General features: G+C 74.4%; 14 protein-coding genes. 6 read left to right on the top strand and 8 right to left on the bottom strand.

The window, feature by feature from the left end; translation table 11 throughout:
* Positions 1 to 264 precede the first annotated feature (264 nt).
* From ACFPZN_RS51235 to ACFPZN_RS51205, 7 genes are all read right to left on the bottom strand, one after another.
* Positions 265 to 2,373, bottom strand: a complete 2,109-nt coding sequence (locus tag ACFPZN_RS51235) for an MMPL family transporter (protein ID WP_378291717.1) — start codon at positions 2,371 to 2,373, stop codon at positions 265 to 267.
* Positions 2,370 to 2,606, bottom strand: coding sequence for a hypothetical protein (locus ACFPZN_RS51230; RefSeq protein ID WP_378291715.1), 237 nt, complete (start codon positions 2,604 to 2,606; stop codon positions 2,370 to 2,372). Before ACFPZN_RS51230 ends, ACFPZN_RS51235 begins: the two co-directional genes overlap by 4 nt.
* An 89-nt stretch (positions 2,607 to 2,695) precedes the next feature.
* Positions 2,696 to 3,373, bottom strand: coding sequence for a response regulator (locus ACFPZN_RS51225; RefSeq protein ID WP_378291713.1), 678 nt, complete (start codon positions 3,371 to 3,373; stop codon positions 2,696 to 2,698).
* On the bottom strand, positions 3,370 to 4,461 hold the full coding sequence (locus ACFPZN_RS51220; protein ID WP_378291711.1) for a sensor histidine kinase: 1,092 nt from the start codon (positions 4,459 to 4,461) through the stop codon (positions 3,370 to 3,372). The genes ACFPZN_RS51225 and ACFPZN_RS51220 overlap by 4 nt, the downstream gene beginning before the upstream one ends.
* Before the next feature lie 4 nt (positions 4,462 to 4,465).
* Positions 4,466 to 5,833 (bottom strand): MFS transporter, encoded by a 1,368-nt coding sequence (locus ACFPZN_RS51215; RefSeq protein ID WP_378291709.1) that lies wholly within the window; start codon positions 5,831 to 5,833, stop codon positions 4,466 to 4,468.
* A gap of 733 nt (positions 5,834 to 6,566) precedes the next feature.
* Complete coding sequence (locus tag ACFPZN_RS51210; RefSeq protein ID WP_378291707.1) at positions 6,567 to 7,058, bottom strand: SAV_6107 family HEPN domain-containing protein; 492 nt, start codon at positions 7,056 to 7,058, stop codon at positions 6,567 to 6,569.
* Between the two features lie 218 nt (positions 7,059 to 7,276).
* Positions 7,277 to 8,047 (bottom strand): L,D-transpeptidase family protein, encoded by a 771-nt coding sequence (locus ACFPZN_RS51205; RefSeq protein ID WP_378291705.1) that lies wholly within the window; start codon positions 8,045 to 8,047, stop codon positions 7,277 to 7,279.
* 109 nt (positions 8,048 to 8,156) lie between these two features.
* Here ACFPZN_RS51205 and ACFPZN_RS51200 point away from each other — a divergent pair, with 109 nt between their 5' ends.
* The 5 genes from ACFPZN_RS51200 to ACFPZN_RS51180 are packed head-to-tail and all read left to right on the top strand — an operon-like array spanning position 8,157 to position 10,901.
* Complete coding sequence (locus ACFPZN_RS51200) at positions 8,157 to 8,630, top strand: YbaK/EbsC family protein (RefSeq protein WP_378291702.1); 474 nt, start codon at positions 8,157 to 8,159, stop codon at positions 8,628 to 8,630.
* A gap of 10 nt (positions 8,631 to 8,640) precedes the next feature.
* Positions 8,641 to 9,009 carry an arsenate reductase family protein gene (locus tag ACFPZN_RS51195; RefSeq protein WP_378291700.1) on the top strand — a complete coding sequence of 123 codons (369 nt, stop codon included), beginning with the start codon at positions 8,641 to 8,643 and terminating at the stop codon, positions 9,007 to 9,009.
* 57 nt (positions 9,010 to 9,066) lie between these two features.
* On the top strand, positions 9,067 to 9,921 hold the full coding sequence (locus ACFPZN_RS51190) for a hypothetical protein (RefSeq protein ID WP_378291698.1): 855 nt from the start codon (positions 9,067 to 9,069) through the stop codon (positions 9,919 to 9,921).
* A gap of 24 nt (positions 9,922 to 9,945) precedes the next feature.
* On the top strand, positions 9,946 to 10,278 hold the full coding sequence (locus ACFPZN_RS51185) for a hypothetical protein (protein WP_378291696.1): 333 nt from the start codon (positions 9,946 to 9,948) through the stop codon (positions 10,276 to 10,278).
* A gap of 23 nt (positions 10,279 to 10,301) precedes the next feature.
* On the top strand, positions 10,302 to 10,901 hold the full coding sequence (locus tag ACFPZN_RS51180; RefSeq protein ID WP_378291694.1) for a GNAT family N-acetyltransferase: 600 nt from the start codon (positions 10,302 to 10,304) through the stop codon (positions 10,899 to 10,901).
* Here ACFPZN_RS51180 and metF read toward each other — a convergent pair.
* Positions 10,844 to 11,797, bottom strand: coding sequence for a methylenetetrahydrofolate reductase [NAD(P)H] (gene metF / locus ACFPZN_RS51175; RefSeq protein WP_378291692.1), 954 nt, complete (start codon positions 11,795 to 11,797; stop codon positions 10,844 to 10,846). The genes ACFPZN_RS51180 and metF overlap by 58 nt on opposite strands.
* Positions 11,798 to 12,014: 217 nt before the next feature.
* Between metF and ACFPZN_RS51170 the strand changes: the two genes are divergently transcribed.
* Complete coding sequence (locus tag ACFPZN_RS51170) at positions 12,015 to 13,070, top strand: polyprenyl synthetase family protein (protein WP_378291690.1); 1,056 nt, start codon at positions 12,015 to 12,017, stop codon at positions 13,068 to 13,070.
* Positions 13,071 to 13,150 lie beyond the last annotated feature (80 nt).

Genomic DNA, 13,150 nt, shown 5'->3' with positions numbered 1-13,150 from the left:
CGTCCGGCTCGTACGGGCGCTCCGGGCCGCCGGGCGCCGGGTCGGGCGGGACCGGCGCCGGCGCAGGCTGCGCCGCGGACGCCGCCGGCACGAGACCGGCGAGCGCGGCGGCGAGGGCGGCCGCGCGCGCGGCCGCGGCGAATCCGCTACGGAAGGAAGGGCGCACAGATGTCCTCCGGGATCGGCTGCGAGACCCCACCACTTGATCAACACAGGCCGAAAGCGGAGATAAAAGCCGTACCGGGTTCGCCTCCGGGAAATCGCCTATCCAACGCGTTCCAGGGACACTTCGGGAAGGCGCCGGGCGATCGGCCCGGGAAGCCACCAGGCGCGGCGTCCCAGCAATTGCATGACCGCCGGGACGATCAGGCAGCGAATGACCACCGCGTCCAGCAGGATCGCCACCGCCAGGCCCAGCCCGAACTGCTGCAGCATCCGGGACGGGCTCAGCACGAAGGCGGCGAACACCACGATCATGATCGCCGCGGCGGCCGTGATGACCTGCCCGGTGGCGGTCAGCCCCTCCCGCACCGCCAGGGCCGGATCCCGGGTGCGGGTCCACTCCTCGTGGATCCGCGACAGCAGGAACACCTCGTAGTCCATGGACAGCCCGAACACGATCGCGAAGATCATCACGGGGATGAACGCCTCGATCGGCCCCGGCGGCACGCCGAACCAGCCCTCCTGGAACACCAGCGTGATCGCGCCCAGCGCCGCGGCGATGCTGAGCAGGTTGAGCAGCGCCGCCTTGATCGGGATCAGCACCGAGCGGAACACCACCAGCAGGAGCAGCGCCGACAGCCCCACCACGATCGCGGCGAACAGCGGCAGCCGCCCCGAGACGGTGTCGGCGAAGTCCTGCGTGGCCGCCGTGGACCCGCCGACCAGGTAGCCGCCGGGCAGCACGTCCTCGCGGAGCGCGTGCACCAGGTCGGCCGTCCCCTCGTCCTGCGGCGCGGTCTCCGGGAAGACCAGCACCGTGAACAGGCCGCCCTCGCCGGACGGGATCGGCGGGGTGGCGGCCGCGACGCCGTCGGTGCCCGCCAGCACGCCGTGGATCCGGCGTCCCTCGGCCGCGTCGCCCTGCCCCACGACCACCAGCGGACCGTTGAACCCGGGCCCGAACCCCTCGGCGAGCAGGTCGTAGGCCTTCCGGCTGGTAGACGAGGCGGGGTCGTTGCCGGCGTCGGCGAAGCCCAGCCGCATGCCCAGCGCGGGCGCCGACAGCGCGAGCAGCGCCAGCACCGCCACCAGCAGCGCCGGCAGCGGGCGCCGCTGCACGGCCGTCGCCAACCGCCGCCACCGGGCCCCCGTCTCCCTGCCCTTGGCGGCGGCCTTGGCGGCCCGCTTGAGCACGTGCCGGCGGATGCGCCCGCCGAAGATCCCCAGCAGCGCGGGCAGCAGCGTCAGCGCGGCGAACATCGTGACCAGCACGGTCAGCGCGACCGCCAGCGCGACGCCCTGCAGCGCCCCCAGGCCGAGCGCCACCAGGCCCAGCAGCGCGATGACGACCGTGCACGCGGCGATGAAGACCGTCCGGCCGGCGGCGTCCAGCGCCCGCACCGTCGCCTCCCTCGGCTGCAGGCCGTCCAGCAGCTCGTGCCGGTAGCGGTAGAAGACCAGCAGCGCGTAGTCGACCCCGACGCCCAGCCCGACCAGCATCATGATCGGCGGGGTGAAGTCGGCCACGGTCGCGACCCGGGAGGCCAGCACGATCAGGCCCATCGAGGCGCCCACCGCGAACAGCGCGGTGACCAGCGGCAGCGCCGCGGCGAGCAGCGAGCCGAACAGCAGCACCAGGATCACCAGCGCGGCCATCATGCCCGCGCCCTCGGCCCCGCCGCCCTCGCTCTCCTGCGCGCCGCGCGCGGCGTCGCCGCCCGCCTCCACCTGGACGCCGGCGGAGGCCGCGGTCCGGGCGGTGTCGATGATCCGGCGGACGTCCTCCTTGGGCACGGCCTCGGCCTTGCCCGTGAGGGTGACGGTGCCGTACCCGATCGTGCCGTCCCGGGAGATCGCCGAGGCGTCGTCGTAGGGGGCGCGCACGGCCGCCACGCTCGGCAGCCCCTTGACCCGGTCGAGCGCCGACCGCACGCCCCGCTCGACGCCGGGCGCGCGCAGCCCGTCCCGAGCCTTGACCACGATCTGCACGCTGTCGCCCGCCTGCGCCGCGCGGTGCTCGGTCAGCAGGTCGCTCGCACGCTGCGACTGCGTCCCGGGAAGGGTGAAGTCGTTGCGGTAGTCCGACCCCACGGCCTGCGAGGCGAACTGGACGGCCACCAGCAGCAGCGCCCAGATCCCCAGCGCGATCCACCGGCGCCGGTAGGACCAGGCCGCCAGCCGCGCGAAGAGGCCCTTCGCTTCCACGGTCACCGCCCCTTCCGGGCAGCGACCCGCGCGCCCGCGAAGGCGCCCGCCAGCGCGCACAGCACCGGCACGCCCAGGAACACCAGCAGCAGCATCGGCCGGTTCTCCACGTCGGGCGTGATGTCGAGGACGAAGTGGAAGAACGCGGCGCCGGCCTCGGTCGCCACGAATCCGGCCGCGCCACCGGCCAGGAAGCCGACGACCGCGCCGCCGACCTTGTTCGGAGATGATTCGTTCATGGCAACACCGTGCGGGAACGGCACGGCCCGCCGAATCGGCCGCGGGACGCCGGGACCGTACGACGGTTGTTGCGCCCCCGGGCGCCGCCCTACCCCCCGGGTTGCGCCCCGCCCGCCCAGCCGGGCGCGACCATGCCGCTCTCGTAGGCCAGCACCACCAGCTGCGCCCGGTCCCGCACGGCCAGCTTCGTCATGATCCGGCTCACCGAGCTCTTCACCGTCGCCGGGCTCAGCACCAGCCGCGCCGCGATCTCGTCGTTGGACAACCCCCCGGCGACCAGCCCGGTCACCTCGCGCTCCCGCGGCGTCAGGCCGTTCAGCCGGGGATCCGGCCCGGGCCGGGCCACCCGCCCCGCGTACTCGGCGATCAGCCGCCGGGTCACCGACGGGCTGATCAGCGCGTCGCCGCGGGCCGCGACCCGCACCGCCCGCACCAGCTCCGCCGGCTCGGTGTCCTTCACCAGGAACCCCGCCACGCCCGCGCGCAGCGCCCCGTAGACGAACTCGTCGAGATCGAACGTCGTCAGGATCACGATCCGGACCTCCGGCAGTTCCGCCGCGATCCGCCGGGCCGCCTCCAGCCCGTCCATGCCGGGCATCCGGATGTCCATGAGCACCACGTCGGGACGCTCCGCGCGCACCGCCGCGACCGCCGCCTCCCCGTCGGCGGCCTCCCCGACCACGGCGAGATCGTCCTCATCGTCCAGCAGCGAACGGAAACCGGCCCGGACCAGAGCCTGGTCGTCGGCGAGCAGCACGCGGATCATGCCTCGGCACCGTAGGGCAACCGGGCCCGGACCCGGAAACCGCCGCCGGGCAGCGGCCCCGCCACCAGATCACCGCCCAGCGCCCGTGCCCGCTCCCGCATCCCCAGGATTCCGCTGCCGCCCGCCGCGGCGCCGCCCCGGCCGTCGTCCTCGACCTCCAGGCGCAGCTCCGACGCCCCGTAGGCGAGCGTCACCCGCACCCGCCGCGCCGCCGCGTGCCGGGTCACGTTGGTGATCGACTCCTGCAGGATGCGGTACGCGGCCAGGTCCACCCCGGCGGACGGCTCGCGCCGCTCCCCCTCCTCCCCGACCGCGATCTCCAGCCCGGCCAGCTCCGCGTACCGGACCAGGTCGCCCAGCCGGTCCAGCCGCCCCGCGGGCGCCGTGTCCTCCGCCTCGTCCACCTGCCGCAGCACCCCCAGGGTGGCGCGCAGCTCGCGCAGCGACTCCCGGCTCGCCTCCTTGATCACCCCGAGCGCCGGCCCGGCCTGCCCCGGATCGCGCTCCAGCCGGTGCAGCGCGGTGCCCGCCTGCACGTTGATCATGGACAGGTGGTGGCCCACCACGTCGTGCAGCTCCCGCGCGATCCGCAGCCTCTCCTCGGCCGCGCGCAGCCGGGCCTCCTCCTCCGTCCGGCGCACCGCCGCCCGCAGGTTCTCCTGCCGGCCGTGCCACACCGCGCCCAGCGCGAGGACGGCCACCACCCAGCCGGCCAGCATCGTCAGCGCGATGCCGTTGAACTCGTGGTTGCCCGCCAGCGTGCCGAGCCCCGTCCCGATCACCAGCAGCGCGCCCAGGGCCACGGCCGCGTACGTCCGCCCCTCGGCCGCGACCGCGTACAGGCACAGCATCACCACCACCAGCAGCGGCCCGTCGACCGGGCTCAGCACGTAGTAGAGGCCGCAGGCGGGCAGGGCGTACAGGCAGGCGGCGAGCGCGTTGCGCCGGGCCGCGAACAGGGCGCCGCACACGCTGAGGACCAGTGCCGCGTCCAGCACCGTCCGCGGCCACGGCTGCTCCGGCGCGCCCAGCCACGCCGCGACGGTGGCGGCGACCACCAGCACCGTCACGACCGCGGGGAGGATCATCTGCTCAGCATAGGGAGCGCCGCGGCGCCAGGAGCGCCAGAACCAGCACGGCCCCCATGACCGCGGCGCTCACCGCGAACCCCAGCGTGAACCCGCCCTCGGCCGCCCCCGACGCCGCCACGATCACCGCGCTGGCCTGCGTCCCGAGCGAGGCGCCGACGGTGCGGACCAGCGTGTTCACCCCGGTGACGGCCCCGGTCTCCCCGGCCGCCACCGCCGCCATCACCAGGTTCGCGACCGCCGCGTACGCGAGCCCGATCCCGACCCCCCGCACGACGCCGCCCACGTACAGCTGCCACATGGCCTCGTGCGCCAGCGCCACGTACGCGTACCCGGCCCCGGTCAGCACCGCCCCCGCCATCAGCACCACGCGGGACCCGACCCACCGGTCCAGCAGCCCGGCGGTCATCCCCGCCACCGTCATCCCCGCGCTCGCGGGCAACTGCAGCAGGGCCGCCTGCGTCGCCGTACCGCCGAACCCGAAGCCGGTCTCCTCCGGAAGCTGGACCAGCAGCGGGAACAGCAGCCCGCCCGCCATCAGCGCGTACCCCGACAAAAGCGACGCGGCGTTGGCCGTCCAGATCGCCCGGCGCCGCATCAGCCGCAGGTCCACCAGCGGCTCCTCGACCCGCCCCTCCACCACCAGCCAGACGACCGCCAGCACGACCGCCGCCGCCAGCAGGCCGATCACCCCGGGCGACGTCCAGCCCCACTCCATGCCCTGCGTGAGCGCGGTCAGCGCGGCCACCAGCCAAGCCGCGAACAGCACCGCGCCCCACCAGTCGATCCGCGCGCTCTTCCCCCCGCCCACCGCCGGAACGATCCACCACGCGAGCACGAGCCCGGGCACCAGCCCCAGCACCGGCACCCACAGCAGCCACCGCCAGCCCAGATGGTCGATGATCGGCCCGGCGATGCACCACGACAGCGCCCCGCCGAGCCCCAGCATCGACGACATCAACCCGACCGCCGACGCCGTCCGCTCGGGCGGGAACACCTCCCGCACGATCGTGTACGCCAGCGGGAACACGCCCCCGCCGATCCCCGCCAGCACCCGCCCCGCCAGCATCGGCCCCAGAGAACCGGCCGACGCCGCGACCACCATGCCCGCCGTCGAGATCGCCAGCACCACCAGCAGCACCGGCCGCGGCCCGAGCAGATCCCCCAGCCGCCCGATCACCGGCGTGGCCACCGCCGCCGACAGCATCATCGCGGTCAGCGCCCACGCCGCCCCGGCCGCCGACGTGCCGAGCCCCTCCTGGATCAGCGGCAGCGCCGGGGTGACCACCGCCATCGACAGCGCGTACGCCATCACCCCGAGAAACGCCAGCAGCGGCACCAACCCCCGCCGCCCGCCACGCCCCGCCGCCAACGCCCCTCCTCACCACACCCCCACGATTGTCATACACCCTCAAAACCCCCATAAGCCCACCCCCACACGCCACCACCAGATCGCCGCACAAAAGGCCAAGGCCCCGGCAACGCCCTCGGCGCGGCGCCAACCGACACCGCAGCTGCGACCGGCGGCCACCCCTCGCAAGCCGTCGGAGCAAGCAGCACCAGGCGCTCACCAAACCTGGCCCGCTGGGACGGGCGGGACGAGGGACCGGCACCTGCGTGTGGTGGGCGGCTGCCCCCGCAAAGAGTCGGAGCAGGCGGCACGGGATGCTTCGCGGGGTGGGTCCGGCGGCGCGGCGGCGGAACCTGGCCGACGGCGGCCTCGTACCCGACGCACGCGGCACGGGGCACTCGGCCGGGCCCGCCAGCGCCGCCACCGGCACTGGGCTTGCGTCCGGGCTCCAGCACCTACCCGGGCGGACGAACGCGAGCACCTGTAAGCGACGCAGGCCTACAGGGCGCTTGCCGGGCTGGGGTCGCCGCCAGCTCCGGTTCCTGTTTCGGCACGACCGTCCGCCAGGACGAGGCGGGCGGGTGCCCTCTCAGGGGGCCGGGGCAGGCGCTTCGTGAGTGGGGGTTGCCGCTTTGTTCCTGGTGGCGGGTGGGTTTCGCCGGGGCGGGGGCGCGGCCGGTGAGCACGGCGGCTGACCCCGGTCCCGGCGCGGCCGGCCAAAGGGGGAGGAAGCACGGCCGTGGAACGGCCGGCTTCAGCTGGCCTCGGGGATGGGGAGGGTGGGCTGGCCGGGGACGCCCAGGGTGTCCTCGACCAGGGAGACGAAGATCCCGGCGTCGTGCAGGAGTTCCTCGGCCTCGCGCGCGGTGACGGCGCGGGGCAGGCCGGCCTCGGCGGCGGCGCGCTTGTCGGCGCCGGCGGCGAAGAAGGCGGCCCACTCGCGCAGCGCCGGTTCGGCCTCGGGCAGCAGCACCCAGACGCTGCGGGGACGGCCCCGGCGGTGGGTGTCGACGGGCTCCTTGGACGCCAGCACCGCGGCCGCGGCGCGCAGCGCGGCAAGGTGCGCGCAGACGTAGCGCACGGCCGGCGAGGTCGCCTCGGCCGCCTCGGCCAGGCCCATCCGGGCGGCGTGCAACTGGCCGACCGCTGTCTGGGCGGGGCGGGGTGGCTGGAGCGGACGGTGTCGGGGGCTGGGCATGCGCTGGGCAGCGGAGTGGAGCCCGCGTGCGGCCATCGTGTCGGACATGACTGCCTCCTTCCGGCGGCTCGGGCCGGCCGGGCGGAGAGCTTCCCCTCACTCCGCCCGGCCGTCCGTCCCGCCTCGGCGGGGGACGTCGCCCTGGTGCGGGCCGCGAGTCCCGCACCACGTCGAACATAAGTTCGACGCATTCACAGTAAACCGTCCTGACGCCGATTCGTCAATGCGTTCGAATGAGTGGCGTGACCCACAGTGATCTCACGAGGTCACTTGGGACGGCGCACGTGGACGGGGACGCCGGTCTCGACGATCTGCGGGAAGTACTCGGCGATGTGCATCGGGAGCCGGACGCAGCCGTGCGAGGCGGGGTGGCGCGGGACGGAGAGGGCGCCGTGGAAGGCGATGCCGCCGTTGAAGTAGATCGGGTTGTAGAGCCGGCCGAGGGGCGAGACCTCCCAGCCGGAGGCGCGCCGGCCGGTGCGGAAGTCGCCCGTGCCGGTGGTGGCGTAGCGGCAGCGGGCGACGGTGGCGCCGCGGTCCTTGGCGCAGTAGTACTCGCCCGATCCGGAGGAGATGTGGGAGATCAGGTCGGGCCTGCCGCCCTTGTAGACGACCAGGAACTGGCGGCGCAGGTCGACGTCGACCCGATCGGCCTCGCGGCGCTTGGCCATGGGGGCGGGCTGCTTGGGGGCGTCGAGGGCGGCCCAGGTCTTCTTGCCCACGGTGCTGCTCACCTTGAGGCGGTTGACCTTCTGGAACGCCCACACGGCCATCTGGGTGGTGAGGCCGTACCTGCCGTCGGCCTTGCCGGGGTCGTACTTGAGCTCTTTGAGGCGGCGCTGCAGCTGTTTGACGTCCTCGCCCTTGGCGCCCGCCTTGAGCGTGCGGCGGGCGGGCTCGGTGACGGGGGGTTTCGTGGCGGTCGGGGACGCGGATGGCGTCTCCGCCGCGCGTCCCGCGCTGCTCTCGCCGGCGGAGCACCCCGCCGCCAGCACCGCACCGCCCGCGATCAGCAGCGTGCCCATCCGAACGCTCATATGGCTCCCTCGCACGTGTGGTCCCCTGGGGGTTCGGCCACTTTAGAGTGATATCCCCCGTTCGAGAGGACCAGCGCGGCCTGGCGCGGGCGGCTCTAGAGTGTGGCCCATGCATCCCAACGCCGAACGTGTCGCCCGCGCGCTGCGCGAGCAGGGCGCGACCGGGGAGATCATCGAGCTGCCCGAGCCGGCGCCGACCGCGCGGGCCGCCGCCGACCAGCTGGAGTGCCCGGTCGGGGCGATCGCCAACAGCCTCGTCTTCGACGCCGACGGGGCGCCGCTGCTGGTGCTGACCAGCGGCGCGCACCGGGTGGACACGGCCAAGGTCGCGGCGCTGGTCGGCGCGGCGAAGGTCCGGCGGGCCGCGCCCGACTTCGTCCGCGCGGCCACGGGGCAGACGATCGGCGGGGTCGCCCCGGTGGGGCATCCGGCGCCGGTCCGTACGCTGGTGGACGTCTGGCTGGACAAGTACGACCGGGTCTGGGCGGCGGGCGGGGTCGCCCACACCGTCTTCCCGACCTCCTACGAGGAACTGCTGCGCATCACCGGCGGCGAGGCCGCCGACGTGGGGGCCGGCGAGTGAAGGACACGAGATGAGCACGGACGACACCCAGATCTGGCACAACCCGCGCTGCTCCAAGAGCCGGGCCGCGAAGGCCGCGTTCGACGAGGCGGGCGTGGCCTACACCGAGCGCCGCTACCTGGACGAGCCGCCCACGGCCGAGGAGCTGGAGGCGGTGTTGACGCGGATCGGCGCCGAGCCGTGGGAGGTGGCCAGGTTGAACGAGCCGGTCGCCAAGGAACTGGGCCTGAAGGACATGGAGCGCGACCGGGCGCGCTGGATCGAGACGATGGCGGCCAACCCGTCGCTGATCCAGCGGCCGATCGTGCTGACGCCCGGCGGGGGCGCGGTGGTCGCCCGCGACCCGGAGTCGGTGCGCAAGGCTCTCGACAGCGCGTGATGCGAGTGTGATTCTGGAAGACTGACGGGGACCGATCCACAGCGATCCGGAGGGGCGATGACCGCGCAGATGCGCACCGGCCCGGCCGCGCGCCACGCCGACTTCCGGGGGATCGATCCGCCGGCGCTGGGCCAGTTGATCAAGCAGGTGCAGGACGCCAACACGGCGATCCGGAGCTGGCTGAACGGGCACCGCCCGCCGCCGGGGGTGTCGGCCGCGGGGTACCGGCAGGCCGAGCAGGCGGCGCAGTGGGCGGCCGACCAGCTGGGCATGCTGACCCGGCGGCACGCCTACGCGATGACGCATCCGGACGGGGGCGGCGGGGTGGAGGTCCCGCCCGCCCCAGCGCCGCTGCCGCGTACTCCGGGCACCGGCACGCCCGGTCCCGGCGGGACGCCCGAGCCGGTGCGCGCGCAGCCGCCGCGCGGTTCGGGGTCCCCGGCCCGTCCGCCCTCGACCACCCCCAACGGGGCGGGCGACCTGGGCAACTTCCCGACCCGGCAGGACGCGGCGAAGGCGGCCAAGGCGGACGCGCTCGCGGTGGCCGCGGCCGTCCAGGACCGCCGGCCGGTGCCGGAGCAGGTGTGGAAGCACCTGAAGGAGAACGCGGGCGACCCCGACTACACCGAGAAGCTGTACGAGCGGCTCGGCCCGGCCGCGGCCGCCGACCTGCTCAAGGCGGCGGCCGGCGACCAGGCCCGGGTCGGCGCGGTGCGGGAGTCGCTCGGCACGGCCAGCCACCATCTGACGATGGACGTGCGGTGGCTGCGCGCCTTCCTCGCCGAGGCCGACCGCGCCGGGGTCCACCCGGTGGCCGTCCAGGTCCTCACCGGGGCGGACATGAGCCGCCGCACGCGTGAGGCCATCGGCAAGCTCGACCTCCAGCCCGTCACCGGCCGCCGGGCCGGCTAGGACGGCCCCAGAGAGGAGGCCGCGATGGCCGCTCCCCCGCCCCCCGGCAGCCTGCCGCCGCCGTTGGATTCGGCGGCGGCGACCAAGCTGCCGCCCACCGAACAGCCCAATCCCGCGTACCGGGAGCTCTACCAGGCGTACGCCGACGCCTACGGCAGTATCGGACGGCTCAGGCAGGCGCTGGATCCGGCGGTGCGGACGCTGAACGGCACCGACGCGTGGCTGGGTCCCGAGGCCCGCCAGTGGGGCGGCCAGCTGGAGTCCAACCGCGGAACGCTGCAGAAGGCCGCCGACCGGATCCTGTGGGACATCTACGACCGGCTGTCGGCGACCCAGCGCACCGTCCCGCGCGCCTGATCGACGGGTCTAGGCTCTAGCGGGTGAGGGAAGCGAAGCTGCGCGACATCGATCACCGCGCCTTCCTGCGCCGGCTCGGGCCGATCCTCGCGGTGTACGCGGCGGCGATGCGCCCGCCCGCGGAACAGCTGCCCGGCCGGCGCACGATCATGGAGCGGCACGCGGCGTACCCGGGGTTCCGGGCGGTGGTGGCCGAGCGGCGCGGTCCGGCGCTGCCGGGCGGCGGCGCCGTCCGCGGGTTCGCCTACGGGTTCCACGGCGAGCGCGGCCAGTGGTGGCACGACGTGGTGCGCGGGGCGCTGGCCGGGCCGTCCGGCGAGGACCACGCGGCGCGGTGGCTGGACGACCCGTTCGAGGTGGCCGAGTTGCACGTGCACCCCGACCACCAGGGGCAGGGGCTGGGGCGGCGGCTGCTGAACACCCTGTGCGAGGGCCGTCCCGAGCGGACCGTGGTGCTGTCGACGCTGGACCGCGGCCGGGAGGACACCCCCGCGCAGCATCTGTACCGGTCGGTCGGCATGATCGATCTGCTGACCGCGTTCGAGTTCCCCGGCGGCGGCCCGCCCTATGCGGTGATGGGGGCGACGCTGCCGCTGGCGCCGTACGGGCCGGGCACGGCGTAGGACGCGGCGTCCAGCAGCCCGTACACCTCGCGGGTCGCGGTGGACTTGTTGAAGGTGATGAAGTGGATGCCGGGGGCGTCCTGCTCGAGCAGTTCCCGGCACAGCTCGGCGGCGTGCTCGACGCCCAGCCGCCGCACCGCCTCGGGGTCGTCGGCCACGGCGTCGAAGCGCTCCCTGACCTCGGGCGGGAACGGCGCGCCCGACAGCTGCTCGGACCGCTCGATGGTGCTCATCTGGGTGACCGGCATGATGCCCGGGATGATCGGGACGTCGCAGCCGGCGGCCTGGACGCGGTCGCGCAGCCGGAAGTAGTCCTCGGCGCGGAAGAACATCTGGGTGATCGCGTAGTCGGCGCCGGCCCGGCACTTCTCCACGAAGTGGCGGGTGTCGCTCTCGACGTCGTCCGACCGGGGGTGCTTGTAGGGGAAGGCGGCGACGCCGACGCAGAAGTCGCCGTACATGCGGATCATCCGCACCAGCTCGGCGGCGTACTCCACGCCCTCCGGGTGCTTGATCCACTCGCCCATCGGGTCGCCGGGCGGGTCGCCGCGCAGCGCCAGCAGGTTGCGCACGCCCGCGGCGGCGAACCGTCCGATGAGGTTGCGCAGCTCGGCGGTGGAGTGGTCGACGGCGGTGAAGTGCGCGACGGGCGTGAGGGTGGTGTCGGTGGCGATCCGCTCGACGATGTCCACCGTCGTGTCGCGGGTGCCGCCGCCCGCGCCGTAGGTCACCGACACGAAGGTCGGGTGCAGGGTCTCCAGCTCGCGGATGGCGCGCCAGAGGTTGCGGACGCCGTTCTCGGTCTTTGGCGGGAAGAACTCGAAGGAGAATGACCTGCCACCGGCGGCCAGCAGCTCGCGGATGGTGGGGGCTCGGTCAGGGCGTTCGCGTCGCATCCCCCAAGGGTAATGAGTTTCCCCGCTGCGGGACGACCCCAGACTCTGTGCGGACGCCCCCTATCGCTCCCGACCTGCGCCGGAGCGCGCCATGTCCGGCTCCGTGGCGGCCGGGCATGGATTGAACATGGGGCCAGGTGGGAAATTTCCTTACATTCGATGAAATACTCATACCTCGGTGGAGGAGAGTGACCACCCCACTGGATACGATCACGGCATGTCCATGAGCCGCATCCGCAAAGAGGTCGACGCGGCACTTCTGGCATTCGTCGACCGGCAGCGTCCCGGTCTGCTGGCCATCAGCCCCGAGCTGGCGCCCCTGCTGGCGGCGCTGGACTCGCTGCTGGCCGGCGGGAAGCGGCTGCGGCCCGCGTTCTGCTACTGGGGCTGGCAGGCCGCCGGGGGCAAGGAGCCGCGCGAGGGGGTCGTCACGGCGGCGGCGTCGCTGGAGCTGCTCCAGGCCAGCGCGCTGATCCACGACGACGTCATGGACTCCAGCGACACCCGCCGCGGGCAGCCGTCCGTGCACCGGCGCTTCCAGGCGCTGGCGACGGAGGCGGGCTGGTCCGGGCCCGCCGCGCCGTTCGGCGAGGGCACCGCGATCCTGCTCGGCGACCTGTGCCTGGCCTGGTCCAGCGAGATGTACGAGTCCAGCGGCATCTCCCCGGAGCGGATCGGACCCGGCCGGGCGGTGTACGACCTGATGCGCACCGAGGTCATGTGCGGCCAGTACCTCGATCTGCTGGAGGGGGTGCGCGGCACCGGCACCGTGGACGCGGCGCTGCGGGTCGTGGAGTTCAAGAGCGCCAAGTACACCATCGAGCGGCCCCTGCATCTGGGCGCGACGCTGGCCGGGGGCTCCCCCGAGGTCGTGGAGGCGCTGCGCTCGTACGGGCGGCCGCTGGGGATCGCCTTCCAGCTCCGCGACGACGTGCTCGGCGTCTTCGGCGACCCGGCCGAGACCGGCAAGCCCGCGGGGGACGACCTGCGGGAGGGCAAGCGGACGGTGCTGGTCGCGCAGACGCTGGAACGTGCCGACGCGGCGCGGGCCGCGGTGGTGGAGCGGCTGCTGGGCGATCCGGGCCTGGACCGGGACGGCGTGGACGAGCTGCGCGCGATCATCGAGGACACCGGCGGGCTGGCGGCCTGCGAGGCCATGATCGAGCGGTACGCCGGGCAGGCGGCCGCGGCGCTGGCCGCCGCCCCGATCACCGGCGAGGCGCGGATCGCGCTGGAGGAGCTGGCGGTCGCCGCGACCGCCCGCCAGGCCTGACGCCGCGGGGCCGGTGACGCCGGTGTTCCGGCGGTGGCGCGATGTGGCCAGATCGCACCGCGGGGTAGAACTGTCCCACC

Source organism: Actinomadura rugatobispora, assembly GCF_042656285.1.
Taxonomy (GTDB): domain Bacteria; phylum Actinomycetota; class Actinomycetes; order Streptosporangiales; family Streptosporangiaceae; genus Spirillospora; species Spirillospora rugatobispora.
This window is presented reverse-complemented; position numbering and strand designations above follow the sequence as displayed.

Bases quoted from the DNA above. Each gene is read 5' to 3' on its own strand.
- ACFPZN_RS51230 (WP_378291715.1), bottom strand. From the start codon at position 2,606: ATGAACGAATCATCTCCGAACAAGGTCGGCGGCGCGGTCGTCGGCTTC.
- ACFPZN_RS51225 (WP_378291713.1), bottom strand. From the start codon at position 3,373: ATGATCCGCGTGCTGCTCGCCGACGACCAGGCTCTGGTCCGGGCCGGT.
- ACFPZN_RS51220 (WP_378291711.1), bottom strand. From the start codon at position 4,461: ATGATCCTCCCCGCGGTCGTGACGGTGCTGGTGGTCGCCGCCACCGTC.
- ACFPZN_RS51210 (WP_378291707.1), bottom strand. From the start codon at position 7,058: ATGTCCGACACGATGGCCGCACGCGGGCTCCACTCCGCTGCCCAGCGC.
- ACFPZN_RS51205 (WP_378291705.1), bottom strand. From the start codon at position 8,047: ATGAGCGTTCGGATGGGCACGCTGCTGATCGCGGGCGGTGCGGTGCTG.
- ACFPZN_RS51200 (WP_378291702.1), top strand. From the start codon at position 8,157: ATGCATCCCAACGCCGAACGTGTCGCCCGCGCGCTGCGCGAGCAGGGC.
- ACFPZN_RS51195 (WP_378291700.1), top strand. From the start codon at position 8,641: ATGAGCACGGACGACACCCAGATCTGGCACAACCCGCGCTGCTCCAAG.
- ACFPZN_RS51190 (WP_378291698.1), top strand. From the start codon at position 9,067: ATGACCGCGCAGATGCGCACCGGCCCGGCCGCGCGCCACGCCGACTTC.
- ACFPZN_RS51185 (WP_378291696.1), top strand. From the start codon at position 9,946: ATGGCCGCTCCCCCGCCCCCCGGCAGCCTGCCGCCGCCGTTGGATTCG.
- metF (WP_378291692.1), bottom strand. From the start codon at position 11,797: ATGCGACGCGAACGCCCTGACCGAGCCCCCACCATCCGCGAGCTGCTG.
- ACFPZN_RS51170 (WP_378291690.1), top strand. From the start codon at position 12,015: ATGTCCATGAGCCGCATCCGCAAAGAGGTCGACGCGGCACTTCTGGCA.